This is a genomic window from Amycolatopsis panacis (genome assembly GCF_003600245.1).
Taxonomy (GTDB): domain Bacteria; phylum Actinomycetota; class Actinomycetes; order Mycobacteriales; family Pseudonocardiaceae; genus Amycolatopsis; species Amycolatopsis sulphurea.
Genome location: NZ_QZFV01000021.1, coordinates 16,764 through 40,749 on the forward strand (window position 1 = coordinate 16,764; position 23,986 = coordinate 40,749).

Annotated in this window: 28 protein-coding genes; 18 read left to right on the forward strand and 10 right to left on the reverse strand. The window is 68.8% G+C overall.

What is annotated here, in order from left to right; genetic code table 11:
- Window positions 1–20: 20 nt before the first annotated feature.
- The 4 genes from D5S19_RS01625 (at window position 21) to D5S19_RS01640 (ending at window position 5,639) form a co-directional block, all read left to right on the forward strand.
- Window positions 21–965: a dihydrodipicolinate synthase family protein gene (locus tag D5S19_RS01625; protein WP_120021545.1), complete on the forward strand. Its 945-nt coding sequence runs from the start codon at window positions 21–23 to the stop codon at window positions 963–965.
- Complete coding sequence (locus tag D5S19_RS01630) at window positions 962–2,362, forward strand: flavin monoamine oxidase family protein (RefSeq protein WP_120021546.1); 1,401 nt, start codon at window positions 962–964, stop codon at window positions 2,360–2,362. The genes D5S19_RS01625 and D5S19_RS01630 overlap by 4 nt, the downstream gene beginning before the upstream one ends.
- A gap of 134 nt (window positions 2,363–2,496) precedes the next feature.
- Window positions 2,497–4,050, forward strand: coding sequence for an ABC transporter substrate-binding protein (locus D5S19_RS01635; RefSeq protein ID WP_158605462.1), 1,554 nt, complete (start codon window positions 2,497–2,499; stop codon window positions 4,048–4,050).
- 74 nt (window positions 4,051–4,124) lie between these two features.
- On the forward strand, window positions 4,125–5,639 hold the full coding sequence (locus D5S19_RS01640; protein ID WP_120021651.1) for a gamma-aminobutyraldehyde dehydrogenase: 1,515 nt from the start codon (window positions 4,125–4,127) through the stop codon (window positions 5,637–5,639).
- Window positions 5,640–5,683: 44 nt separating this feature from the next.
- On the opposite strand, the gene D5S19_RS01645 is transcribed toward D5S19_RS01640, so the two are convergent.
- Both D5S19_RS01645 and D5S19_RS01650 read right to left on the reverse strand, forming a co-directional pair.
- Complete coding sequence (locus tag D5S19_RS01645; protein ID WP_120021652.1) at window positions 5,684–6,115, reverse strand: YciI family protein; 432 nt, start codon at window positions 6,113–6,115, stop codon at window positions 5,684–5,686.
- A 366-nt stretch (window positions 6,116–6,481) separates the two neighbouring features.
- Window positions 6,482–7,516, reverse strand: coding sequence for a tetratricopeptide repeat protein (locus tag D5S19_RS01650; protein ID WP_120021548.1), 1,035 nt, complete (start codon window positions 7,514–7,516; stop codon window positions 6,482–6,484).
- A gap of 244 nt (window positions 7,517–7,760) precedes the next feature.
- Between D5S19_RS01650 and D5S19_RS01655 the strand changes: the two genes are divergently transcribed.
- Both D5S19_RS01655 and D5S19_RS01660 read left to right on the forward strand, forming a co-directional pair.
- Window positions 7,761–8,354, forward strand: coding sequence for an HNH endonuclease family protein (locus D5S19_RS01655; RefSeq protein WP_407641699.1), 594 nt, complete (start codon window positions 7,761–7,763; stop codon window positions 8,352–8,354).
- Between the two features lie 11 nt (window positions 8,355–8,365).
- A complete protein-coding gene (locus D5S19_RS01660; RefSeq protein ID WP_120021549.1) occupies window positions 8,366–9,013 on the forward strand; it encodes an alpha/beta fold hydrolase in 648 nt (215 codons plus the stop codon).
- 144 nt (window positions 9,014–9,157) lie between these two features.
- On the opposite strand, the gene D5S19_RS01670 is transcribed toward D5S19_RS01660, so the two are convergent.
- The 6 genes from D5S19_RS01670 to D5S19_RS01690 all read right to left on the reverse strand — a co-directional run bounded on the left by D5S19_RS01670 (window position 9,158) and on the right by D5S19_RS01690 (window position 13,195).
- Window positions 9,158–9,658 carry an LppA family lipoprotein gene (locus D5S19_RS01670; RefSeq protein WP_158605463.1) on the reverse strand — a complete coding sequence of 167 codons (501 nt, stop codon included), beginning with the start codon at window positions 9,656–9,658 and terminating at the stop codon, window positions 9,158–9,160.
- 104 nt (window positions 9,659–9,762) lie between these two features.
- Window positions 9,763–10,266, reverse strand: coding sequence for an alpha/beta hydrolase (locus D5S19_RS33990; protein ID WP_407641700.1), 504 nt, complete (start codon window positions 10,264–10,266; stop codon window positions 9,763–9,765).
- Entirely contained in the window at window positions 10,187–11,086 is a 900-nt protein-coding gene (locus tag D5S19_RS32745) for a hypothetical protein (RefSeq protein ID WP_233573662.1), read from the reverse strand. Before D5S19_RS32745 ends, D5S19_RS33990 begins: the two co-directional genes overlap by 80 nt.
- A 431-nt stretch (window positions 11,087–11,517) precedes the next feature.
- Window positions 11,518–11,937, reverse strand: a complete 420-nt coding sequence (locus D5S19_RS01680; RefSeq protein WP_120021552.1) for an ATP-binding protein — start codon at window positions 11,935–11,937, stop codon at window positions 11,518–11,520.
- A 68-nt stretch (window positions 11,938–12,005) separates the two neighbouring features.
- Entirely contained in the window at window positions 12,006–12,782 is a 777-nt protein-coding gene (locus D5S19_RS01685) for a SigB/SigF/SigG family RNA polymerase sigma factor (RefSeq protein WP_120021553.1), read from the reverse strand.
- Window positions 12,779–13,195 (reverse strand): ATP-binding protein, encoded by a 417-nt coding sequence (locus D5S19_RS01690; protein ID WP_098512032.1) that lies wholly within the window; start codon window positions 13,193–13,195, stop codon window positions 12,779–12,781. The genes D5S19_RS01685 and D5S19_RS01690 overlap by 4 nt, the downstream gene beginning before the upstream one ends.
- A gap of 152 nt (window positions 13,196–13,347) precedes the next feature.
- Between D5S19_RS01690 and D5S19_RS01695 the strand changes: the two genes are divergently transcribed.
- The 7 genes from D5S19_RS01695 to D5S19_RS01725 all read left to right on the forward strand — a co-directional run bounded on the left by D5S19_RS01695 (window position 13,348) and on the right by D5S19_RS01725 (window position 17,057).
- Complete coding sequence (locus D5S19_RS01695) at window positions 13,348–13,656, forward strand: WhiB family transcriptional regulator (RefSeq protein ID WP_098512031.1); 309 nt, start codon at window positions 13,348–13,350, stop codon at window positions 13,654–13,656.
- 218 nt (window positions 13,657–13,874) lie between these two features.
- The gene (locus D5S19_RS01700) at window positions 13,875–14,228 is read left to right on the forward strand and encodes an STAS domain-containing protein (protein WP_120021554.1); all 354 of its coding nucleotides are present in this window, start codon (window positions 13,875–13,877) and stop codon (window positions 14,226–14,228) included.
- 60 nt (window positions 14,229–14,288) lie between these two features.
- Window positions 14,289–15,074, forward strand: a complete 786-nt coding sequence (locus D5S19_RS01705) for a metal-dependent hydrolase (RefSeq protein ID WP_120021555.1) — start codon at window positions 14,289–14,291, stop codon at window positions 15,072–15,074.
- Between the two features lie 47 nt (window positions 15,075–15,121).
- Window positions 15,122–15,532, forward strand: coding sequence for a type II toxin-antitoxin system HicB family antitoxin (locus D5S19_RS01710; RefSeq protein WP_120021556.1), 411 nt, complete (start codon window positions 15,122–15,124; stop codon window positions 15,530–15,532).
- The gene (locus D5S19_RS01715; protein WP_120021557.1) at window positions 15,529–15,951 is read left to right on the forward strand and encodes a cytotoxic translational repressor of toxin-antitoxin stability system; all 423 of its coding nucleotides are present in this window, start codon (window positions 15,529–15,531) and stop codon (window positions 15,949–15,951) included. Before D5S19_RS01710 ends, D5S19_RS01715 begins: the two co-directional genes overlap by 4 nt.
- Before the next feature lie 96 nt (window positions 15,952–16,047).
- Entirely contained in the window at window positions 16,048–16,590 is a 543-nt protein-coding gene (locus D5S19_RS01720; protein WP_120021558.1) for a TetR/AcrR family transcriptional regulator, read from the forward strand.
- A 143-nt stretch (window positions 16,591–16,733) separates the two neighbouring features.
- On the forward strand, window positions 16,734–17,057 hold the full coding sequence (locus tag D5S19_RS01725) for a hypothetical protein (protein WP_120021559.1): 324 nt from the start codon (window positions 16,734–16,736) through the stop codon (window positions 17,055–17,057).
- Window positions 17,058–17,061: 4 nt separating this feature from the next.
- On the opposite strand, the gene D5S19_RS01730 is transcribed toward D5S19_RS01725, so the two are convergent.
- Both D5S19_RS01730 and D5S19_RS01735 read right to left on the reverse strand, forming a co-directional pair.
- Entirely contained in the window at window positions 17,062–18,648 is a 1,587-nt protein-coding gene (locus tag D5S19_RS01730; RefSeq protein ID WP_120021560.1) for an ABC transporter permease, read from the reverse strand.
- Window positions 18,645–19,544, reverse strand: coding sequence for an ABC transporter ATP-binding protein (locus D5S19_RS01735; RefSeq protein ID WP_120021561.1), 900 nt, complete (start codon window positions 19,542–19,544; stop codon window positions 18,645–18,647). The genes D5S19_RS01730 and D5S19_RS01735 overlap by 4 nt, the downstream gene beginning before the upstream one ends.
- Before the next feature lie 93 nt (window positions 19,545–19,637).
- On the opposite strand from D5S19_RS01735, the gene D5S19_RS01740 reads away from it, so the two are divergent.
- From D5S19_RS01740 to D5S19_RS01755, 5 genes are all read left to right on the forward strand, one after another.
- Window positions 19,638–20,117, forward strand: coding sequence for a GbsR/MarR family transcriptional regulator (locus D5S19_RS01740; RefSeq protein WP_120021562.1), 480 nt, complete (start codon window positions 19,638–19,640; stop codon window positions 20,115–20,117).
- Between the two features lie 907 nt (window positions 20,118–21,024).
- The gene (locus D5S19_RS01745) at window positions 21,025–21,744 is read left to right on the forward strand and encodes an SGNH/GDSL hydrolase family protein (RefSeq protein ID WP_325050204.1); all 720 of its coding nucleotides are present in this window, start codon (window positions 21,025–21,027) and stop codon (window positions 21,742–21,744) included.
- A 104-nt stretch (window positions 21,745–21,848) separates the two neighbouring features.
- A complete protein-coding gene (locus D5S19_RS32270; protein WP_199730285.1) occupies window positions 21,849–22,013 on the forward strand; it encodes a hypothetical protein in 165 nt (54 codons plus the stop codon).
- An 864-nt stretch (window positions 22,014–22,877) separates the two neighbouring features.
- On the forward strand, window positions 22,878–23,483 hold the full coding sequence (locus tag D5S19_RS01750; protein WP_120021563.1) for an RNA polymerase sigma factor: 606 nt from the start codon (window positions 22,878–22,880) through the stop codon (window positions 23,481–23,483).
- Window positions 23,480–23,962 carry a carboxypeptidase regulatory-like domain-containing protein gene (locus D5S19_RS01755; protein ID WP_120021564.1) on the forward strand — a complete coding sequence of 161 codons (483 nt, stop codon included), beginning with the start codon at window positions 23,480–23,482 and terminating at the stop codon, window positions 23,960–23,962. Before D5S19_RS01750 ends, D5S19_RS01755 begins: the two co-directional genes overlap by 4 nt.
- Window positions 23,963–23,986: the final 24 nt, after the last annotated feature.

A 23,986-nucleotide genomic window follows, 5' to 3' on the forward strand; every position in this document is an offset into this window, starting at 1 on the left:
GCCGGTGGGAGACTCGAAGAATGAAAAATCACCCCCCGGACCACGGGAAGAATGAGCTTGGCGGGATTATGGCCGCGCTCGCCACTCCGTTGAGCGGCGACGGTTCCACAGTGGACCGGGACTCGATCGCACTCTTGGTGGACTACGTGGTCGGCGGCGGCGTGGCCGGTGTCATTCCGTGCGGGAGCACCGGCGAATTCGCCGCATTGACGATGGACGAACGCATGGAGGTCGTCGAAGCGGTGGCCGAGGCAGCGCGGTCCCGGGTCGCCTTGATCCCGCATGTCGGCGCGCTCCGCCCGGCCGACGCGGCCGAGCTGACGCGCCACGCGGCCGCTCGCGGTGCCGCCGCCGTGATGGCGGTGCCGCCCTTCTACGATCCGTTGAGCTGGGCGGAGATCGTCGGCTACTACGCGGAAATCGCCGCCGCGGCGCCCGGATTGCCGATCATGGCCTATCACTACCCGAGTGCCACCGGCGGACGGATCACGGCCGGGCAGATCGACGAACTCACGCGATCGGTCCCCGCCGTGCGTTACCTGAAGGATTCCAGCGGGGACGCCCAGCTGGTCGACGAGCTGCTGGCGCACACCGAGGGAAGCAGCCTCACGGTGTTCAACGGCTCCGATTCGCTTACCTTCCAGGGGCTCGCGTGTGGCGCCACCGGAAGTGTCTGGGGCGCCGCCACTTTCATGCCCCGGCTGGCGGTCGAGTTCTTCGAGACGGTCCACGAGCGGCGCGACCTTGAGCAGGGCCGCCGGATGTGGCGGAAGATTCGTCCTATCTGCCGTTTGCTGGAGGACGCCGGATATCCGGCCGCGGTCAAGGCGGCCTGTGAGCTGGCAGGTCTGCCGCTCGGCCCGACGAGGGCCCCGCTGCGGCCCATTTCCGCCGAGGCGCGCGAGCAACTGCACCGCCTGCTCGACGCGGCGGGCCTCATTGACGCGGCGCGGGCGATCGCATGAGGACGGACAAGGTTGGCGGAGCGTCCGACCCGTTCGACGTTGTCGTCATCGGTGGTGGCCTGGCCGGGCTGGCGGCCGCGTGGCGGTTGCGAAAGCAGCGCGTCCTGCTGCTGGAGTCCGGAGATCGGCTGGGCGGCCGGCTCTACTCCCAGCGTGAGGACGGCGACGACTATTGGCTGAACTTCGGTGCGCATCTCTTCCCTGCGCCGGGTGGGGTTGTCGATTCGATGGCCAAGGACGTCGGCCTCCAGACGCTGCCCATCACCGGAAGCATGATGGGAATCGCTTACAAGGAAAGGATTCTGTCGTCCGGGCCGATCGAGTCCTACCCGTTGCGGCTGCCGTTGCCGGTGCGGGAGAAGATCGCGTTCGCGCGGGCCGGGGTGCGCCTCAAGCGTGCCGTCGCGCGGTACCACCAGGTGCTGGCCCGGCGCCCGGGCGAGTCGGAGGCCGAGCTGCGGCAGCGCAGTCTGGCCTATTTGGACGATCGGACGTTCTCGGAGTTCCTCGGCGACCTCTCGCCCGAGACGGCTTCGATCTTCGCTTGCGCCGCGCACCGCGCGACGGCCGAGCCGGCCAGCCTTTCGGCCGGCAGCGGGATCGGGCTTTTCGCGCTCGTCTGGGGCGGGGCCGGATCGCTGATCGCCCGCAATCTCGTCGGGGGATCGTCGGTGCTGCCCGAGGCACTGGGCAGGCAACTCGGGGACCGGGTCCGCCTCGGCGCCGAGGTCCGGCGCATCGCGCCGCGCGCCGAGGGTATCCAGCAGGTCGAGTACACAATAGACGGACAGTCGGAGATTGCCGAAGCACGCCATGTGATCGTTGCGGTGCCGGCCCCGATCGCGGCGCCGCTGGTGGCCCCGATTTCCCGCGTAGCCGCAGAGTCGCTCTCCGCCATCACCTACGGTCCGTTCCTCAGTATGGCGATGCGAACGAACGAAGTGGCGGCGCAGCCGTGGGACGATGTCTATGCGCTCGCCACCCCGGGGCGATCTTTCGACATGTTCACCAACCACGCGCAGATCCTCCGGACCTCCGCCGAGCGTGCACCTGGGGGAAGTCTCATGGTGTATGCCGGAGGCGACGGTGCGGCACGGCTGATGGCGCGGCCGGACGAAGAGATCAAGCAGACCTTCCTCGCAGATCTGCACCGGCTTTACCCCGGGACCCGCGGTATCGTCGCGGAGGCCAAGGTGCATCGCTGGCAGCTGGGCAATGTCTATGCGCGGCCGGGCCGGCACAGATTGCAGCCGGCGCTGGAGGGTCCGCTCGGCGAGTCGCGCAACGTTCACCTGGCCGGCGACTACTTCGCCGAGCTGGGCAGCATGGAGACGGCGGCGAAGACCGGTGACAGCGCCGCCCAGCGGGTGGCGCGGGCGCTGGCGTCCGGCGGCTGAGCGGCGCGCCGGGCGGGCAACGGCTTTTCCTTGTGTGTGGACAAAGGAAAGTGAACTACCACACACCGTGGGCGGATGAGAGACTCACCGGGTGATTTCCGGAGAATGAAGGCGGAACAATGAGAGTTCGCTTGATGAGCGCGGCACCCCTCGTCGCGGTGGCGGCTGCCTTTTCCCTGCTGGCATCCGCCTGCGCGGGGGGCGGTGCCGCCGGCAGCGGGACGGATCACCTGCGGGTCGGAATCGTGGGCGCCGACCTGTCCAATGTCGACCCGGCGGGTGGTTTCGCGCTGCAGGTGGACTCGTATGTCCTCGAATTCCTGATGAAGCTCAGTCCACAGGGGAAGGTCGAGCCGAATCTCGCGGAATCGGTCGACCGGCCCGATCCGGCGACCTACGTCTATCACCTGCGCCACGGCGTGAAGTTCTCCGACGGCACCGAGATGACGTCGGCGGATGTCGCCAACTCACTCGACTACGCCCGAAACCCCAAGTTCCCGGACTCGTCGAAGTACTCGGCGGTCAAGAGCGTTGAGGCGCGCGACCAGTACACCGTGGCGGTGACGCTCAAGGCGCCCGATGTCAGCTGGGAGTACACCTCGGCGACGGCGGGCTACATCTTCCAGAAGAAGCACCAGCAGGAGCACCCGGCAGACTTCGGCAAGCCGGGCGTGGGGGTCGTCGGCACCGGACCGTACGTGCTGAAGAGCCTTGATCCCACCACCGGCGCCGAGTTCACCGCGAACTCCGGCTATTGGGGCGGCAAGGTCTCGATCCCCACGGTCTCCCTGACGATGTTCGCCGACGAGACCAGCGAGGCGCTGGCGTTCCGCGCGGGACAGGTCGACGTCGCCTTCCCCGCCTACGCGCGGGGGTTCGAGTCTTCTGCCGACACGAAGCTGGTGTCCGCGCCCGGTACCAAGCAGGGCATGTTCACCATGAACGTGCAGGTCGCTCCCTGGAACGACGTGCATGTGCGCCGAGCCGTCGCCTACGCGCTCAACCGCGAGGAGATCATCAAGGTCGCCGGCGGTGGCGCGGCGCCGGACTACACGATCATCCCGCCGGCCCAGCTGCAGTCGATCGCGTCCAAATCGGACGTTGACGCGCTGATCGCTTCCCTGCCGTCGTACAAGTCCGATCTCGACAAGGCAAAGCAGGAACTGGCGCAGTCGGCGCATCCGCAGGGCTTCGACGCGACGCTCGAAACCTACAATTACGGCAGCTTCGTCACCACTTCCCAGGCGATCGCCGGCCAGCTGGCGAAGATCGGCATCAAGCTGAAGGTCAAGGTCGACTCGGTGGCCGAATTCACCAAGACCATGTCCCAGCCGCACACCACGGTGCCCATCCAGTACACCTTCTTCAACAACAGCACCCCGGATCCGGGCGCGATGCCCCAGCTGGCCCTGCACAGCGATTCGGCGGCGATCGGCCTGAACAACTTCTCCGACTACAAGAACGCGAAGGTGGACGACCTCATCAAACAGGGCGCGAGCACCGCGGACCCCGCCCAGCGGTTCTCCGTCTACTCGCAGCTGTTGAAGATCGTCGGTGACGACGTGCCCGTGGTGCCGCTTTACGCCGGCGACAACCACTTGGCCATCTCGGATGCCTTCACCTGGCCGACGTTCAATACCTACTCGACCGACCACACTCCGTACATCCTCGAAATCAAAGCGAAGTAGCCCGGACGTCGCCGGCGCGGAGACCATCCTCTCCGCGCCGGCGACGCGCGGGCGTGCACCGAGAGGTCGACTACGTGACGTTCAAGCCAGCCGGTTCCCACTACCTCGACGGCGGTTCCGGCGATGGCCGCGGACCGGAATGCCGGGTGGTGGATCCCGCGACCGGCGACGAGATCTGGACGTTCACGGCGGACAGCCCGGCCGAGGTCGAAGCCGCCATCGCCGCGGCATCCGCGGCTTCCCCCGGATGGTCCACGGCAACGCCGGGGGAGCGGTCCGGGGTCCTGCTGAAGCTGGCGGCCGAGCTTGAATCCTTTGCCGGCGAACTCGCGGAGGTCGAGACCGCCCAGGCAGGCAAGCCGATCCGGCTGTCCCGGCAGTTCGACGTTCCCGGTTCGCTGGACAACGTCGCCTTCTTCGCCGGTGCCGCCCGGCTGCTGGAAGGCAGCGCCTCCGCGGAGTACTCGCCGGAGCACACCTCGTCGATCCGGCGTGAGGCGATCGGGGTGGTCGGCTCGATCGCGCCGTGGAACTATCCGCTGCAAATGGCGGTCTGGAAAGTGCTGCCGGCGATCGCGGCCGGCAACACCATCGTCTTGAAGCCGTCCGAGATCACGCCGATCACCACGCTGATGCTCGCCCAGGCCTGCTCCCGCGCCGGCGTGCCGGACGGCGTCGTGAACGTCGTCAACGGACCCGGCGCGGTCACCGGCGAAGCGCTGGTCACCAGCCGATCGATCTCGATGATGTCGTTCACCGGTTCCACCGCCGTCGGCAGGCACATCGCCGGCCTCGCCGCCGCCAACGGCACTCGCTTGCACCTCGAACTGGGCGGAAAGGCGCCGTTCGTGGTCTTCGATGACGCTGATCTGCCCGCCGCGATCCGAGGAGCCGTTGCCGCCGCTCTGATCAACAGCGGCCAGGACTGCACCGCGGCAACGCGCGCGTACGTTCACCGGTCACTGTTCACCGAATTCGTGGACGGTGTGGCGGCCCTGATGAGCCAGGTCCGCCTCGGTGACACCGGTGACGAAGACACCGACCTGGGCCCGCTGGTGTCGTGGCGACAGCGCGACCGCGTCGCAGCCATGGTCGAACGTGCCCGGAACGACGGCGCGCGGATCGTCGTCGGTGGCGGGGCGCCCGGAGGCGAACTGTCCCGAGGCGCCTACTACGCGCCCACCCTGATCACCGATGCCGACCAGCGCAGCGAGATCGTGCAGGAGGAAGTCTTCGGCCCGGTCCTGACCGCGCTGCCCTTCGACGACGACACCGAAGCGATCCGCCTCGCCAACGACGTCCGTTTCGGCCTTGCCGCGTCCGCTTGGACCCGCGACGTCTTTCGCGCGCAGAACGCTTCGCGGCTGATCAAGGCCGGCACTGTCTGGATCAACGACCACATCCCGATCATCTCCGAGATGCCGCACGGCGGAATGAAAGGCTCCGGCTACGGAAAGGACATGTCCGCCTACGCACTCGACGACTACACCCAGCTCAAGCACGTCATGTCGGACATCACCGGTGCCGTCCGGAAACCCTGGCACAACACCGTGTTGCAGGTCTGTGAAGGGACCCTTCACGGACTCTGAGTCCGTGAAGGGTCCCTTCACAGCCTTTCCGGATACCGGCGCGGCTACGCGGGGTCGGGTCGGCGCAGCTCGCCTACGCCGTCGGCGATGGCGCGGACCTCCGGGGTCGCGAGGTCACCGAAATCCTCGACCTCGAAGATCTGCCGGATTTCGATTTCACCGGTCTGCTCGGGCATCGGGTTGGGGCAGCGCTTCACCCATTCGACGATCTCGTCCCACGAGCCCACTTCCATGATCCAGAAGCCGGCCACCAGTTCCTTGGTCTCGGTGAACGGGCCGTCCAGGACGGTGCGCTCGCCGCCCTCGAACCGGACGCGCGCGCCCTTCGAGCTCGGGTGCAGGCCGTCGGCGGCGAGCAGGACACCGGCCTTGACCAGCTGCTCGTTGTACCGGCTCATCTCTTCCAGCATCTCGGTGCTCGGCAGCGCACCCGCTTCGGAGTCGGCCGTCGCCTTGACCATCACCATGAATCGCATCGTCATCGCCTCCAGGTCGCGGGGGCCACGGTCGTGACCCCGCTTCACCACTGCGTCGAACGGGGCGGGTGGGTTTCGACAGGTCGACGGTAGCCGGTTTCAGAAAGTTCGAAAGACGCCCGCTCAGGCCTCGCGGAGAGCGCGGCGGGTACGTCGACGGCAGGGTCGGCCAGTGCGGCGCGGAACTCCTCTATGGTGCCCGGCGCGAGGCGTAACGGGCGAGATAGATCGTCCACGGCACCAGAAGCAGGGTGGCAAGGGCCAATCCGCCCAGCGGGAGGCGTCGGAACATCCGATCGAGATTAACCGGCGGAACTTGGTGGTACATCAGGGAAACCCGCCTAGGGGAAGGCCCCGAAATCGGGCTCAGCCGGGGTCCTCCGCACGCAGGCGCCAGTCCTGCGCCTCCGCGACCACCCCGCGGGCCTGCAGCATCCGGGCGAGACTCAACATCCCTTGCTGGTCACCGGTTTCCGCGGCCAGCCGGAAGTAGTGTTCGGCGCGCGCGAAGTCTTCGCGGGCCTCGGCGAGATGGCCGAGGTTCGTGAGCGCCGGGACACTGCCGCGCTCGGCGGCCTTGCGGTACCACGCGGCGGCCTCGCCGTCGTCGTCGCGGCCGCGGGCGAGTACGCCGAGGTTGGTCATCGCGGCCGGGTCGCCCGCTTCGGCGGCCTCCAGGTACCAGGCTTCCGCCGAGTCGAGCTGGCCACGGCGGTGCAGCAAGAGACCCAGCCGGACCTTCGCTTCGACGTACCCGGCCTCGGCGCCGCGGCGGTACCACGATTCGGCGTCGCGAATCCGGCCGCCACGCTCCGCCTGTCTGCCGAGCAGGCAGGTCGCGGCGAGTTCGCCGGAATCCAGCGCGGCGCGCCACCACATCTGCGCCTCGGCGTGTTCGTCGCGTTCGGCCAGCACCATGCCGAGGTCGAGCATCGCGACCGGGCCGCCGTCCCGCGCCGCGCTCCGGCACCAGCGTTCCGCCTCGCTGCCGCGGCCTAGCTCGACGAGCAGATGGCCGAGCGCCCCGGCCGCGCCCGGCGCGCCGCCCACCGCCGCGTCGCGGAACCAGCGCTCGGCGTCCGCGATCCGGCCCTGGCGTTCGCAGCTCCGGCCCAGTTCGAGCATTCCTTGTGGGTCACCGGCCTGCGCCGCCTCCCGGTACCAGCGCGCGGCCTCGTCGTCGGCCCCGCGTTCGGTCAGCAGACGGGCCAGCGCGGTCATCGCGACCGGGTTGCCGCCCGTGGCCGCCCGCCGATACCAGCCCTCGGCCCCGGCGACATCCCCGCGTTCCCGGAGCGCGGCGGCGACCCTGGCCATGGCCACGACGTTGCCCCCTTCGGCCGCCTTCCGTCGTAGGTAGCCGTCGACACGCGCGTGCCACTTCCGCAGCCGACCGGTCATCGGCCACCTCCCTTCGGCCGGGTCCCCCACCACGTAATCGCAGCTGGACGCGCTGGCGTGACAGCTGTTGCCGATCTCCTCCGTGCCGAAGCTTTTCGTTGACCGGCAACAGATGGTGGCCGAGGCCACGTCCGGGAAGGCCGCGTGTCCGGTGCGGCGGCGGCCATGGCGGCGGGCATACTGCCGCGTTGTGCCCAGGACCATCTCCGCTCGGCGGATCGTGCCGCTCGTCGTCGTTCTCCTCATCGCCGCCGGCGGCTTCTGGTGGTACTCGAACCGGCAGGTGGACGCCGAGCCCGCGCCGTCCGGCGACGCCGGGAAACAGCTGTCCGAGCTGAAAGTCGCCGAGCGCACCTCGATGAGTGGCTACTCGCGGGCGAAGTTCCCGCACTGGGACAGCCAGGGGCACAACTGCGACACCCGCGAGACGGTGCTGCAGCGCGACGGCGAGGACGTCAAGGCGGGCAAGGACTGCAACCCGACCGCGGGCACCTGGCACAGTCTCTACGACGGGGAGACCTGGACCAAGGCGGGTGACCTGGACATCGACCACATGGTTCCGCTCGGCCAGGCGTGGGCGAGCGGTGCCCGCGATTGGCCGCAGGACAAGCGCGAGCAGTTCGCCAACGATCTGACGCGCCCGCAGCTGTTCGCCGTGACCGGCCGCGTGAACCGGCAGAAGAGCGACAAGGCACCCGACGAGTGGAAGCCGCCGCTGGTGTCGTTCTGGTGCACCTATGCGACGGACTGGATCACGGTGAAGCACTACTACGGGCTGACCGTCACCACCGGCGAGAAGTCCGCGCTGTCGGACATGCTGCGGCGGTGCCCGAGCTAACCTCGGGTGCCATGGCGACTTTCGCACTGATCCATGGCGGCGGCGGGAGCGGGTGGGACTGGCACCTCGTGGCCGCGCGGCTGCGCGAGCTGGGGCACGAGGCCGTGACACCGGACCTGCCCATCGAAGATCCGCGAGCGACCCTGCGCGATTTCACGGACACCGTCGTGGCCGCGCTCGGCGCCGCGCAGGACGTCGTGGTCGTCGGGCATTCCTACGGCGGGTTCACCGCGCCGCTGGTCGCCGAGCGGATCGGCGCGCGGTTGCTGGTGTTCGTGGCCGGCATGGTGCCCGCGCCGGGCGAGCCACCGCGCGACTGGTGGGGCAACGTCGGGTTCTCCTCGCCGGAGGGGCTCTCCCCGGTGGAGCAGTTCCAGCACGACGTACCTGCCGACCTGGTCGAGGAGGGCGCCCGACGCGGCAGGGAGCAGGCGAGCGCCGAGTACGCCGAGCCGTGGCCGGGCGCTGCACTGCCCGATGTCCCAACGCGTGCGCTGTTGTTTCGAGACGACCGGTTCTTCTCGGCCGACCTGCAGCGTCGCGTTGCGCGCGAGCGGTTGGGCATCGTCGCCGACGAGCTGGACGGATCACACGTCGCGCTGCTGAGCCGCCCGAACGAGGTGGCGGAGCGGTTGGTCAGCTACCTGTCGCAGGGGTAGCGGTCACCACTTGCTGTGCACGAGCGGCCGGATCAGCTCGTCGTACGTGTCGCGTACCCCGGTGATGGCTTCAGCTGACAGCGAAGGCAGCTCGCTTGCGACGGTGTTCGCGCGCTTGATCAGCGTTGCGCGATGCAGCCACCTTCAGTAAGTAGGCGGCGCCGCCGGAGTTCCGCGCTTCTTCGCATCGGCAGTCAAGTGGCAACCGATTCGTACCGTCAGGCCGGTGTTGACTGCGGTGCCGAACGTGACTTCCGAACCGTCCGGCGCGTGAAACGTAACGTAGTGATCCGATGGCTGGTTCTTCACGACAACCGGTCCTGAGTCGAATCCGTAAAACCGAAGCAGGGTATCAGCCACTTTTTGCGCAGCTTCCCATTGCTCATCGGGAATCTTACCTTCGGCTACCCAGTTCGGGAGTCCGCGCTCGACGGCGTCATATGTGCGCAGGTCGGCGTTGACGGCGGGAAAATTGTTTCCGCAGCCGGAGCCGGAGACATCGTCAGTCTGACGCCACTTCAGGCTCGGTACAGTTGCTGTCAGCTGGGACCGCAGCTTTCCATACATCTCATCATACGTTGCCATGGCCTGATCGATGTCCGGCCGTTTCATGAGCTTGTGGAATTGCTCGGTCTTTTGGTCCACGGTGGTCTCCGGGGGTACGTCTGGTCCGCACGCGCTCGCTGTCAAAGCGATACATGCGACAGCGGTCAGGGCAAGAGTGCGTTTCATGAGGTGACGGTTTGCCTTCATCGATGTGGCGGCGGTTGCGGTTCACGGCCTGGAGGTGCCGGGATCGGCTGTCCGGGCGTCGGCGGTGGCGACGGCACTTCCCAAGGTTGCACGTGCCGGATAGTGAGATGCGGCTGACCCGCGACCACGCTAGCCATGTTGTATTGGCTTGTGGAGTTGTTGTCCAGGTACTGACCGTGCTGGTGCGTGGCATGCAAGGGTTGCCCGTCGGCCCCGGTTTTGTCACCGGTGGACAGCTGTTCGATTCCGGCAACCGATCCACCCGAGATCCCTTGGTAGGGAGAGGTGCCGAAGTTGTGGGCAATGTCCAGCCGGGGTACCGGGTCCTGGTCCGACCACTCCGAGAACACGTGTCCCTGCGGCACCTTGAGGTCGCTCGGGGACTGCATGCCGAGGCCGGGCGACCCGAAGACGACTGCGTCATGAACCGGGGTCGACTGTTGCAGAGCGATGCCGGTGGTCAGGCTTCCGTAGGAGTGCCCGAGCGCGGTCAGGTGCAGCGGCTGATTCTGGACATCGTGAGAGGCGCCGAGGGACCTGATCGACGAAGGATTGCGCCTCGGTGAGCTGGCGCTGAATGTCGGCGCGTTCAGCCGGAAGCCGGGCGATGTTGGCTTGCGAACGCACTGATCCAGGCAGCCCGTCAAGGTTGCCGAGCCAATCGGGGTGGTCGCGGAGAAGGATGGCTTGCCCTGCCGGTGAAAGGGAGTTCCACCAGCCTGCGTTTTGGGTTGGGTTGCCGTTATTGGGGGGTTCCAGCAACGTCAGTCCTGGGTCCTTGGTGCCGTCAGCAGCAGCCGCGGAGACGGAGGTTTCGTTGCCGGTGTCGAACTCGCCACGTTCGGCACGGCCGAGTATCGAGGCAAGATCATTGTCGATGTCGTCAGCGGTGCGCAGTGCCTGTGCTAACGCGTCGGCAACCTCGGTACGTGCGCGCGCCCGGTCATCGGGGTTCAGTTCCGGGGGTGCCTTGCAGTCGGGGTAGCGGTCGGTGACGGCTCCGTTGTCCGCGATCTGGTAGCCGTACCTGCCGGCCAGCTCTTCGGCGTTGGTGATGGCGTGCTGCACGCCGGTGATGGCATCGGCGGCCTGTCCGATCGCCTTGTGCACGATGCTCGCACCCGCAGCCAGCTTGTCGAGCCGGGACATGAGGCTCTTGTGCGCGGATCCCGCCGTGTCGGCGGCCGGGCCTTCCCAGCCTTCGATGGGAATCACCTTCCCGAAGTCGTCCCCGGAATGGGTGAGGACCTGAAGCCGTTGCTGCACGGTCTGGAAGATCTGGTCAAGCTGACCGGCATTCCAGCGCTTGACATCGGACAAGCTGACCATCAGAGAGGCCCCCGCAGACGTCCGGCATCGGCGGCGCTGTTCGCGGCAAAATGGTCACCAGCTCGATAGCTGTCGGCGGCTTTCCCCAGGTCAGCGGCATGCTGGTTGGCCTCGGTGCACCATTCGGTGAACGTGCGCACCCATGAGCTACTGAACGTCGATGCCGCCCCAGCGGTCTTCCCGCCGGGCAAGGCCGCCGCAACACCCCCGACCGGCCCCGCGCATTCCGCGCCACCCCGTAGCGCACTCGATGCCTCACCAGCAGCTTTACCGGCTGCACGTAGCGTGTCCGGCACAGTTCGGAACCCCATCTGCGCCCCTCCCGTAGTCGCCTGGTGACAGTACGACACCGGGAAGCGGGCGATCAACGGCGCAGGTCACAGATGTGATGGCGCCCGATCCTGGAACCGCTACAGACCGCGTCAGAGCGCGAAGGCGGCCCAGACGCACTTGCCGCCCTCAGCCGGGTTGTAACCCCACCGTATGGACAGCGCGTGCACCAGCTGCAGCCCTCGGCTGCGCGCAGCCGCCGGGGAAGAGGGCGCTTGCAGCTCCGGGATCTTCGCCCCGCGGTCGAACACCGACACCACCAGCTCCTCGGTGGTCAGCATCAGCTCCAGCCGCTCCGGCCGTTCGCCGTGCTCGACGGCGTTGGTGACCAGTTCGGAGGTCGCCAGCAGCACGTCGTCCCGCAGGGTCCCGGGCAGGTCGATCGAGGCCAGCGCGGCCTGGATGCGCCGCCGCGCGACCGCGGGAGCGGTAACGTCGGCCGGGAGGACCACCCGCAGCGGATCCGGAGCCGGTACCGTGGCGCGCCTCGACGGCATCCGCGACGTCGTCATGGCATCCACCTCCCAAGCCTCTTCGGTCACTTGCTCTGTGGTGTTTACCCAACCGCGACCCGGCCGAATCAAGTGCCCTCGGTGAGGTCGGTCTCGGACAGCCCGGTACGCAGCTTCGCCAAGGTCGCGGCCAGCAACCGGGACACCTGCATCTGGGAGACCCCGACGCGGCGCGCGATGTCCGACTGGCTCATCCCGGAGCCGAACCGCAGCGCGACGATCTTCCGCTCCCGCTCGGGCAGGCTGTCCAGCATCGGCCGCAGCGCCTCGCGCAGCTCCGCCTGCCCGAGGTTCGCGTCCGGCGCGCCGAACCGGGTGTGCGCGGAGTTCTCCAGCAGGTTGTCCAGCGAAGCGCCGTAACGGCCCTGGCCGGCCCGCAGTCCTTCGTAGACATCCTCGACCGGCACGTCGAGGTGCTGGGCGATCTCGCTCGGCCGGGGCGCGCGCGACAGCCGGACGGTGAGCTCCTCGCGCGCCGCCGAGATCGTCGCGTTCAGCTCCTTGAGCCGCCGCGGCACGCGGACCGACCAGCTGTTGTCCCGGAAGTGGTGGCGCAGCTCGCCGGAGATCGTGGGTACCGCGAAGGCGAGGAAGTCACTGCCCTGGCCCGGGTCGTACCGGTCCACCGCGTGGATCAGGCCGACCGTGGCGATCTGCACCAGATCTTCCATCGCCTCGTCCCGGTTGCGGAACTTGCGCGCCAGGTTGCGGGCGAGTTCGAGGTGCTCGCGGACCAGCCGGTCGCGGATCTCCTCGTGGCGCGCAGCCGTGGCGGGCAGGGTGCTCAGCTCGTGGAACAGGGCCGCCACGTCGGTGGGCTCGCCGCCGCCGCCGGGGTCGGTCACGAGCGGGCCGTCTCGCTCTCCCGGACCAGCTGCACCCGGGACAGATACCGCTCACCCGCCGGGGTCACCGTGCGCCGGGCCGAGGTGGCCAGTGCGGTGAGCAGCTGCCAGGACAGCCCGGTGTCCTCGCCGTGGTCCGGTTCGTCGGTGGTCACCGACACGGTGACCTCGACCCGTCCCTCGATCCAGGAGAAGACGCAGGTGAGCTTCCCGTCCGCGGCGGCGGGCAGCAGCATGGAGCAGGCCTCGTCCACGGCCATCCGGAGGTCCTCGACCGCGTCCAGGTCGAAATCCTGCCGCATGGCGATGTCGGCCACGATCGTGCGCAGCGTCGGCACCACGTGCGGGATCGCCGCCGTCCGCACCTCGATGAGCTGGGCGTCCGCGCGCTCGAGCGGGGCGTTCTCCTCCACGTACTGTCCTCTCTCCGGCGGGCCGCGCCGTGTTCTGTGGTGCCCGGTCTGCAGATGCCCGGGGTGTGAGCAAACCAAACCCGCGTTTGATCGCTGCGACCGGCGGGCATGTAGCGAACGGAGTGCCCGGTCCAGGGGAAGGTGGGGACGAGATGGCTGACGTGAGCCGGTTGCCCAATGTGGTCGCCGAAGAATGGGAGTGGCAGCTGCGCGGGAGCTGCCGCGGCGCGGACAGCAGCCTGTTCTTCCACACCGACAACGAACGCGGCTCGGCCCGCGAGCGCCGCGAGTCGCGGGCCAAGGCGATCTGCCAGACCTGCCCTGTGCTGGCGCAATGCCGCCGGCACGCGATGGCGGTGGAGGAGCCGTACGGCATCTGGGGTGGCCTCGGCGAGATCGAACGGCGTGAGCTGTTCATGCGAGCGCGCCGGGCGGCCAAGCGCAAGGCGATCTCCGCCTGAGTACCGGCAGCTTTCCCCCGCGTACGAAGCCGTACGCGGGGTTCGTCGTGTGTGGGTCATCCCGGTGTGGACGACCGGCGGGAGGCCGTGCCGTCGCAGTGGCAGTCACCCACTGGGTTAGGGTTGGGTTTCCGGATGCCTTTGCAGCCGTGACACGGTTGCCACTCGAGACCACAGGCGCTCCGGCGCAGGAGCAGCGCCTGACGAGGAGAAACTGCATGCCCGCAGCCGACCAGAACGCCACCCCGCCCGGATTCGGCATCACGCTGGACACCGCGGCCGCCGAGCCGAGGGTGGTGGTCACCGGTGAGCTCGACCTGCTCACCAGCCCGCAGCTGCAGGAAGCGCTCGCCGGGCTGATCGCGGACGAGAACTCCCGCCGCGTGGTGGCCGACCTGACCGGGGTGACCTTCTTCGACTCCTCGGCGCTGAACGTCGTGCTGCACGCCCAGCGCCAGGCCGGCGAGCGGGACGTCGAGCTCGCGGTGGTGCCCAGCCCCGCGGTGAGCCGGGTGATCGAGCTCACCGGCGTGGCCGAGCACCTGAGCGTGGCCGACGACCCGCGGCCCTGATCCCCCGGTAAGGTCGCGCCCGGCGAAAATCCGCACGCGACCTGGGGGACGACCACGATGATGGGGCGCACGCACGCCCTGACCGGCTGGTGCGCGGGGCTCGCATTGGCGCCCGCGGCCGGTGTCGGGGCAGTGCACCAGACGGTGGTCTTCGCGGCCACCACGGCCGGGTTCGCCCTGCTGCCCGACCTCGATCACCCCGGGGCCAGCGCGTCCCGGCTGCTGGGCAGGGTGACCGGCGCGCTGTCCTGGCTGCTGCGTCGGCTCTCGGCGGCGGTTTACGCGCTGACCAAAGGCCCTCGCGACGAGAAGGTGACCGGTACGCACCGGCACCTGTCGCACACCGTGCTTTTCGCCGGTGTACTCGGCGCAGCCACCTCCGCGGGCTGTTCGGCGGGCGGCCCATGGGTGGTGCTCGCGGTGCTGCTGCTGGGACTGCTGCTCGCCGTCGCCGCCCTCGGCGACTGGCTCCTGCCGATCTACGGCGGCGCGGTCGTCTGGTGGTACTTCACCGCACCGGACGACCGGGTGGCCCAGCTGGGGGACATCTCGGGCTGGCTGGGCGTGGCGGTGGCCGCGGGCTGCTTCGTGCACTGCCTCGGCGACTCGCTCACCGAGTCGGGCTGCCCGTTCCTGTTCCCCCTGCCGATCGCGGGCGAGACCTGGTACGAGATCCGCCCGCCCAGGCCACTGCGGCTGCGCACCGGCAAGAAGGTGGAGACCCGCCTGGTCTTCCCGCTGTTCGTGGTGCTGGGAGTGCTGCTGGTGCCCGGCGTGTGGAACTGGCTGCTGGACACGGCAGGCCACCTGTTCGCCCCTTCCCCGGCGCAGACGGCAACACAGTGACACAGCCATGTACATGATGTACATTGGGAACCCGGAAGGGAGCAGCAATGCCGGTTGACGCGCATTACGGGACGATGGCGGAGGCGCGGACGCACTTCAAGGATCTGCTCGACGCCGCGGAGGCAGGTATTCCGAAGACGGTGCAGCGGGAGCAGCTGCGGGCCGTGATGGTCGATGCCGAGCGGCTGCGCTACTTCCTGACCGCGATGCGGCCCTCGAAGGCGCAGGTGGTCGCTGAGGCCGGCGGCTGGAGCGTGCTGCTGCCAGGGCTGCCCATCGCCGCGGACGGCGCCACCTTCGACGAAGCGCTCGACGAGACGGTCATCGCGCTGCGCGAGTACGCCGCGGACTGGGCCGATCACCTCCGGCATGCGCCCAACCACCGGGACAACTGGGGTCTGGTGCAGATCATCGACCTGTCCACCGACGCGCAGCTGAAGGACTGGCTCCAGGCGTGAGCGGCAGATTCCCCGAGCCCACCCGCAAGAATCACCAGGCGTTCTGCCTGATCGAGGAGTGGACGGAAGTCCGCAACGCTCGCCGCCGGACCGGTCATCACTGCACCTACGAGCTGCCCTTGCCGGACGGCCGCATCCTGCGCACCAGGATCTCGCATCCGCCGAATCGCCAGGTCTACGGGAAGAGTCTCTGGTCGCACGTGCTGCGCGACCAGCTGGAGGTGACCGAGCCGGTCTTCTGGGCCTGCGTCCGGGACAAGGCCCGTCCGGCTCGCGGCGCGGTGGTGCCGGACGAGGCCGCGATCCCGGCGGCGGTGGTCAGCCAGCTGCTGGCCAACGGCGTATCCGAGATCGAGGTGCGCGGTCTGTCCAAAATGGACGCGATTCACCGGCTGACGGAGATCTGGTCCGCGCTCTGAAAGGTCCCCGGACGGTGCTCTCCGGGTGAGAATGAGTGCACCCGCTCCGGCTGCCGCGGAGTGGGGTGTTTTGCCGGTGCGGAAAGGAGGTCGCCGATGTCCGAGCGAGTGTTGCGTGCGGACGCGCGCCGGAACCGGGCTCGCGTCCTGGCGGCCGCCGAGGAAGCGTTCGCCGTCGACGGGGTCGCCGTGCCGCTCGACGACATCGCCCGGCTGGCCGGTGTCGGGGCAGGCACCGTGTATCGCCATTTTCCCAGTAAGGAAGCGCTCTTTCGAGCGGTCGTCGTGGAGCGGCTGGAACAGTACGCGGAGGAGGCGCAGGAGCTGATCGACTCCGAAGCGCCCGGCGAAGTCTTCTTCGGCTACTTCTTGCGCGTGATCGAGCAGGCGTCGCGTAACCGCGCCATCTGCGAAGCGCTCGGTGGGGCAAGCGGCCCCGCGTACGAGGACGAGGCCGGTGATCAGTTCCGGAAGAACTTCGGCATCCTGTTCGAGCGCGCGCACAAAGCGGGCCTCGTACGCGCCGATGTCACCTGTGACGACCTGCGTGCGCTGATGGTCGGTGCGCTCGCGGTCGAGCGGTACGCGCCGGGCAGGCCGCACCTGGTGCGCGTCGTACTGGACGGCTTGCGGCCTTAGCCACGAACAGTCCGCGCAGCTCAGGCGAGCACTGTGACCTAACTTGATTCCGCACGACTCAAGTTGCACGTTCGGTAACGAAGCTTATGATCGATTCGACCTGGTCCTCGTAACCGAACCGCGGTGCGCGAGGAGGTGCTGGGATGTCGAATACGGCTCCCACCTGGGGATTCGTGATGATTACGGGGCTGGCCGGATTGGCCGCCGGGCTGCTGCTCGCGGCCGTGCTGGTGGCCGGGAACGGTCCCCGGGTCACCTCGGTGCCGTTCCTGCCGAGCAGCACATCCTCGCCGGCGAAGCCGGTCACGGTGACCACGACGGCCCAGGCGCCGCCGCCGATCACCGTCACCAGCCAGCCCCCGGCCGAGACCCGCACCACCACGGTGACCGTCTCGGACCCCCCGTCGCCGCCGCCCGCGTCGTCGACGTCGTTGTGTCCGACCGGTTTCCGTCAGGACGCGCGCTGACCTGTCAGCCGACGTCTCGGCGACGCCACCCGGCCATGCCCGCACCGAGCGCGAGCACGGCCACCGCCAGCAGCAGGATCAGCGGCAGTCCGGTGAACACCTGACCGGGCAGCTTCGGCGGATGCTGGAACGGCGACACGTCCAGCACGGCCTGTGGAGCGTTCACGACCGGGCCGAACAGGCTGATCAGCAGCGCCAGCGCCGCCACGCCCCAGGCCGCGCCGGCCGCCCGCGGGAGCAGCCCGAACAGCAGCGCGGACACCGCGACCACCACCCAGGCCGCCGGCACCTGCACCAGCACGCCGGTGATCAGATCGCCGACCGAGCGGCCGACGTCCCCGGAGCGCAGGCCGTTCGCGACGCCCAGCAGCAACCCGCCGACGAGGACCAGCAACGCCGTGCCGAGGAAGGCGAAGACCAGATGGCTCGCCGCCCAGCGCAGCCTGCCGACCCGGGTGGCGAGCAGGGGTTCGAGCCGCATGGACGTTTCCTCGGCCCGCATCCGCAGGATCGCCTGCACGCCGTAGAGCGAGGCGAGCATCGCGAACAGGCTCACCATCGTGGCGAGGAAGGCGTCGACGAGTCCGTTCGTGCCCCCGAGCCGTTCGAAGATCTGCCTGGTCTGCTCGGTTCCGCCGACCAGCCCGGAAATCCCGCTCGCGATGGAGCCGAACAGCGCTCCACCGACCGCGAGCCCGACCAGCCAGCCGAACAGCGGTCCCCGTTGCAGCCGCCAGGAGAGTGCGAACGGCGAACGCAGCGAATCGGCGGCCTCGGGACGGCCGAGCCGGGGCGGGACCAGCCCGACGCCGACGTCCCGGCGTGGCAGCAAGGCGTAGCCCACGGCACCGAGCACGAGCGCTGTCGCCAGCGGCAGAGCGAGCACCCACCAGCGTTCCCCGGCGAACGGGCGGACCTGTTGCGCCCAGCCGAGCGGCGAGAGCCACGACAGCCAATGCGCGTTGGTGGCCGAGTCGCCGGCCCCGCGCAGCAGGAACGCGACGCCGACGACCGCGGTGCCGATTCCGTTGGCAGTGCGGGAATACTCGGCGAGCTGGACCGCGACGGCGGCCACGGCGGTGAAGACCAGGCCGCTCAGCGCGGTGCTCGCGCCCAGCGCGAACGAACCCGCGACGGGCAGTTTCGCCGCGATCATGGTGCCTGCCTGGAGCAAGCCGATCAGCACGCTCGCCCCGCCGGTCACCAGGACCGCGGAGGTCAGCAGCGCGTACCGGCCGACCACCGCGGACGCCAGCAGTTCGGCCCGTCCGGAATCCTCCTCGGCGCGGGTGTGCCGGGTGAGCGTGAAGACCGCCATCAGGCCGGTCAGCAGGGCCAGGAGCCCGCCCATCCGCCAGGCGATGAACCCGCCCGCCGTGGTCAGGTCGAACGCGGGCCCGTAGAGCAGGGCGAACGACGGGTTCGCGGCCGCACCCGCGGCGAGCCCGGCCCGGCTGGCCGCGGTCGGGTAGAACTGGTCGTAGCTGCCGACGGTGGCGGCCGGGACGATGCTGAGCAGCACGATCCAGATCGCCAGCACCAGCCGGTCGCGGCGGAGCGCCAGCCGCAGCAGCGTGCCGGTGCCGTTCATCGCGCCGCGCCGAGTTCGTCGGAGTAGTGCCGCAGGAAGAGTTCCTCCAGCGTCGGGGGACGGCTTTCCAGGCTGCGCACGCCGATCCGGGTCAGCTGGTCCAGCGCCTTGTCCAGGGCACGGGTTTCCACGTCGAAGCGGACACGGTTGCCGGTCACCCGCAGGTCGTGCACGTCGGCGAGGCCGGCGAGCCCGTTCGGCGGCCCGGCCAGCTCCGCGGTGATCGAGGTGCGTGTGAGATGGCGCAGCTGCGCGAGCGTGCCCGATTCGACCGTGCGGCCGTTGCGTATGATGCTCACCTTGTCGCACAGCGCCTCGACCTCGGCGAGGATGTGGCTGGACAGCAGCACCGTGCGGCCCTGGGCGCGTTCCTCCTGGATGACCTCCTGGAAGGTGGCCTCCATCAGCGGATCGAGGCCGGAGGTGGGCTCGTCGAGCAGCAGCAGGTCCACAGTGGACGCGAGGGCGGCCACGATGGCGACCTTCTGCCGGTTGCCCTTGGAATAGGTGCGGCCCTTCTTCCGGGGGTCGAGGTCGAACCGTTCGATCAGCTCCGCCCGCCGGCGCTGGTCCAGCCCGCCGCGGAGCCTGCCGAGCAGGTCGATCACCTCGCCGCCGGACAGGGTGGGCCACAGTGTGACGTCGCCGGGCACGTAGGCCAGGCGGTGGTGCAGGCTCGCCGCGTCCCGCCACGGATCGCCGCCGAGCAGGCGGACCTCGCCGGCATCGGCCCGCAGCAGCCCGAGCAGGACCCGGACGGTGGTCGACTTGCCGGCGCCGTTCGGGCCGAGGAACCCGTGGACTTCCCCGGCCGGAACCTGAAGATCGAGGCCATCGAGGGCCTGCACCCGGCCGAACGCCTTGCGCAGGCCGGTGACCGAAATGACGTTTCCCATGGTCAGGAAGGTACGCTCGCTTCACAAACTTGTGAAGCTAAGAAAATGTCTTGATAGAGTGGACTTCGGTCGGGGGTAGGAAAGGATGGGCTGATGACGACCGAACGCGACGACGAGGCCGTCCGCCGCTACGTTGAAAGCCTCGCCCTGGTCCTGACTCAGGTCGGCATGCAACGGATGGCCGCGCGGGTGTTCGCGGCGCTGATGACGACCGACGAGGCCCAGCTGACCGCGGGTGAGCTGGCCGAGCAGCTGGCCGTGAGCCCGGCCGCGATCTCCGGCGCGGTCCGGTATCTGGAACAGGTCGGCATGGTGACGAAGGTCCGTGAGCCAGGCGAGCGCCGCGACCACTATCGCCTGTACGACGACCTCTGGTACGCCACGTTCCTCAAGCGCGACCGCATGCTGACGCTGTGGCACGAAGCGACCGAGGAAGGCATCGAAGCGCTCGGTGCGGACTCCCCGGCGGGGAAACGGGTCGCTGATATGCGCGACTTCCTGGCCTTCGTGCTGAAAGAGGTCGACGATCTCTTCAAGCGCTGGCTTGAGTATCGGGACAGCCGTCCGTCCTAGGGCCGTGCTCGGCTTGATCTGACGGTAGGGCTCTTGGTGAGCGTCGCGGTGGTGGCCTGCCGGGCTCGTGTTCTCGGCTGGTGGCGCGGATCGGCCTGTGCGGTAGGTGCCGTGGCGGGTATTCGGGGCAGCCTGCGGTCGCTCGCTGGTATTCGAGCGAACCGGTTGTCGCTGTTATTGACAACCATTTGCATCTTGGGTCTTCGGTCAAAGGCGCTGTATTCCGTATGTGCTGCTGCCGTGCCCCGTCGTGGCGGGCCTGGGCGGGGCTTTATCGGTTTGCTTCTCGTGCCCGGCGTGGGATTCTTGTCGGTTCCTGTCCGCAGACGTTTGATCCGCGCAGGGCGCATTATTGATCAATGCCGGTTGATCTCAATGCTGGCCGGTGTTCACAGATGGTGACAGATGCGGGGTATTGACGCCGGTCGCTACGAGGTTCGCCGCATTCGCGGAGGGCAGCTGTCGTCGGTTGCCGACACTTCGGTCCTCCGGGGGCTCGCTCCGCTCAGTTCCGTTGACACTCGGTGCCGGTCGGCTCGCTGACGCACCTGTCGTGCTGGATAGGCGCCCGACCTGGTTGTCCGGGCTGGTGGGGCATGCCTGGGGGCTCTTGTCCACAGGCTCCGGCACCGAGTGCCGTTGCGGCTGGTTGGCCCCACGGTGTCTGCAGTTGGTGACACACGCGCGGCGACGTTGCCTGTCGAGGACCACGTCGGAACCGGCTCTCATCAGGTCTTTTGTCTGAGATCGGCACTCTCGGCGGGGTCTGGGCGGGTGATGGCGGGAGGTTTCGCTGGGGTACCGCCCTGGGTGCTGCGGAGCCTCAGTTGTCCACAACTGCGCGGGCCTGTGGACAACTTCGTGCGGTGCGCCGATTCTGTCGGTGCTGGTGGTTAGTGTCGGTCGCATGGCACTTCTCCGGCTGTTTTTCCTCCTCATGCTGGCGCCGGTCCTCGCGGTGCGGGCGGTCCGGCTTCGCCGGGCGACCCCGCGGTTGCCCGGCGCCGGCGCGGGCGTTCCCTTGCGAATCGCGGTTCTCGGCGAATCCACCGTGGGCGGGGCCGGTGCGGCCACTCATGCCCAGGCGCTCACCGGGCGGCTCGCGGACGTGCTCGCCGAGGGCGGGCGGGAAGTGCGATGGCAGGCGGTCCGCCGGCGCGGGGCGACCGCGCGGGAGGTGCGGCGCGAGCTGGTTCCCCGGCTGTGGCCTGCCGATCTGCTGGTCGTTGTGCTGGGCGTGAACGACTCCTTGGCGCTGCGTTCGGCCGGGCGATTCCGCCGGGATCTGCTCGGCATCGTCGTCGACGCGCGGCGGCGCATCGGTGCGGGTCCGGTCATGCTGGCGGGGGCTGCGCCGTTTGGGAAGATTCCCCGCGTTGCCGAGGCCGTTGCGGGACGTGCTGGGTGGTCGCTCGAACGCGCTCGACCGGGCGGCGCGCGAGCTGGCTCGATTACCCAGAGTGACACACATTCCGTTCCCGGTGGGGCTCCTGCATCCCGGGCTGTTCGCCGGCGATCGGTTTCACCCCGGTCCGCCCGGTTATCGGGAATGGGCCGCGGTGCTTGCGGAGGGCTCACAGCCAGTTACTTTCCGTCGGCATTTGGGGGAAGCTGGCTGTCCATTTGACCCGGCGGATTCGAAAATGACAAAAAAAGTTCTGCGCTCTGTGTATCCCAGTGCACTCTTGTTGCGTCATATAGGGCGACCTGATGGAGCAAGGGAGGCACTACATGTCGATCGAAGAGCAGGAGAAAACCGACCCGAAGGTCCCGGCCGTTCCCGAAACCCCGGCCCCGGCCCCGGCTTCTACTCCGGACGAACCACCGTTCGTGCAAGGACGCGAAGTCCACCCTGACAACCACGAGCCGTACGACGACCCGGTCGCGGCCAACTGAGCTTGACGAGCGGTGCCCGGTAGCCGAGGGGGCTGCCGGATGCCGCGGCCGGGCGGTTTCGGGGAGGAAACCGCCCGGCGGGCCTGCAAGGGGAGCAGGTCCCGATGGGGGAGGGGAACATCGGTCGGTGCGGGCAGCCGCTCGTACCGACCGGTGTACTCCGACGATCGGTGGTCCGGGCACACAGTCCGGTTGCCGAGGCGCGCGAGCCGCCTGGCTCGTGCGTGGTGTGGTTCAGCGGCCCGGCGCGACCCATCGGCCGGTGTCCCGTTCGGCACGATCCAGAGGTAGGGGGCTGGATCGTGTCGCCGGGGCCCGGCTGGTCGCCGGAAGAAGGCCGTGAGCTGGGGGCTCGCGGTGAACCGCGCGGGTCAGGGTGCCCGCCCGGCTGGAGGACCCGATGTAGCTGGGGGCTGTCGGGCGGGGACCGGGTATGGCTGGGGGCTGTACTCACCTGGGGAGCCTGGGGCGGCGGCGATCGAACTTGGTCTGGTCGTCGCCGTTCAGGGCCGGGCCTCGACAGGCCTGTTCGAGAGCCGTCGTTGTCCAGGTTCCGGCACGTGTCGTGTCATCGCGAGTCGTGCCCGCGGCTCGCGTCCGCGCAGGTCTGTGGCTGCGTGGCCAGCAGCGGCGCGTACCTCGGGGCGCCGGCTCTGACCAGCGCCGGAGCACCACGAAGCCCCCGCACAAAAAATCCGGGAAAAAACTCCGGATCGAGGTATCCAGCGGGGCTCTCGGTGCACTTGAGAAGCAAGGGCCTTACTACCTACGACCTCCCCGCGAGATCTCATGACCTTTATGTGCTTGACCAGACCTACGACACTGTTGCTCAGGACATCCCACCTTCGGAGTGAGGCAGCTACGGTGACCGACGTGCGTACCACAGAGGTAGACCCGCCATGGGAAGGCTTGACCGGCGCCGATCTGCACGCCGCCTGTATGGAGGCGGCCCGGGGCGGTGACCGGCGAGGTATGGCGAAGCTCGTGGACGAGCTGACCCCCCTCGTCTGGCACGTCGCGCGCGCGAACGGGCTGGACCGCCAGGTCGCCGAGGATGTGGTGCAGACCGTGTGGCTGGCGCTGTTCACCCAGCTGGACAAACTCCGCGATCCGCGGGCGCTGGCCGCCTGGCTGATCACGACCACGCGCCGGGAGGCCACCCGGCCGTTCGGGCGGCGGACGCAGCCGTTGCCGCTGAGCGACGACGTCGCGGCCACGCTCCAGAGCAGTCACCCCGCACCCGAGGACGAGGCCGTCCGGGCCGATCGGGACCGGCGGGTGTGGCGGGCGTTCCTCCGGTTACCCGCGAGGTGTCAGGAGCTGCTCCGGTTGACCGTGCTCGCCGGGCGGGCCGAGTACCAGGCGGTCGCCGAGGCGATGGGCATGCCGAGAGGCAGTGTCGGACCGACCAGAGGTCGTTGCCTCGATTCGATGCGCGATCTCCTCGCTGGAGAAGGAGGTGGCCGGTGAACGACATCGGCAGGCCGGGTGGTGGCAGCGCATTGCCCGATGACGAGACCTTGCTGGGTGACCTCGACCGCTACCTCGACGAACTGGACCCACCACCGGATGATCTGGTGCAGCGGGTCCAGTTCGCGCTTGAGCTGGAGAACCTCGACGTCGAGGTCGCCCGCTGGGAACGGTCCAACGAGCTGGCCGGCGTGCGCAGCACCGCCACCGGGACGATCACCTTCACGGTCAGCGACCTCACCGTGATGATCAACCTCGCCAAGGTCGGGCGCATCCACCGGATCGACGGCTGGATCGCGCCCGCGGGGGAGTACGAGGTGGAGGTCCGGGTGGCCGACCACGGTATCTACTCCGCGCACACCGACGAAGGTGGCCGGTTCGTGCTGGCCAACGTGCCCAGCGGGACCACGCAGATCCTCGTGCACCTCGGCTCCGGGGAACATCGCCGTACGGTGGTGACTCCGACCGTCGTGCTCTGAACCTGGACGGACGTTACGTACGGC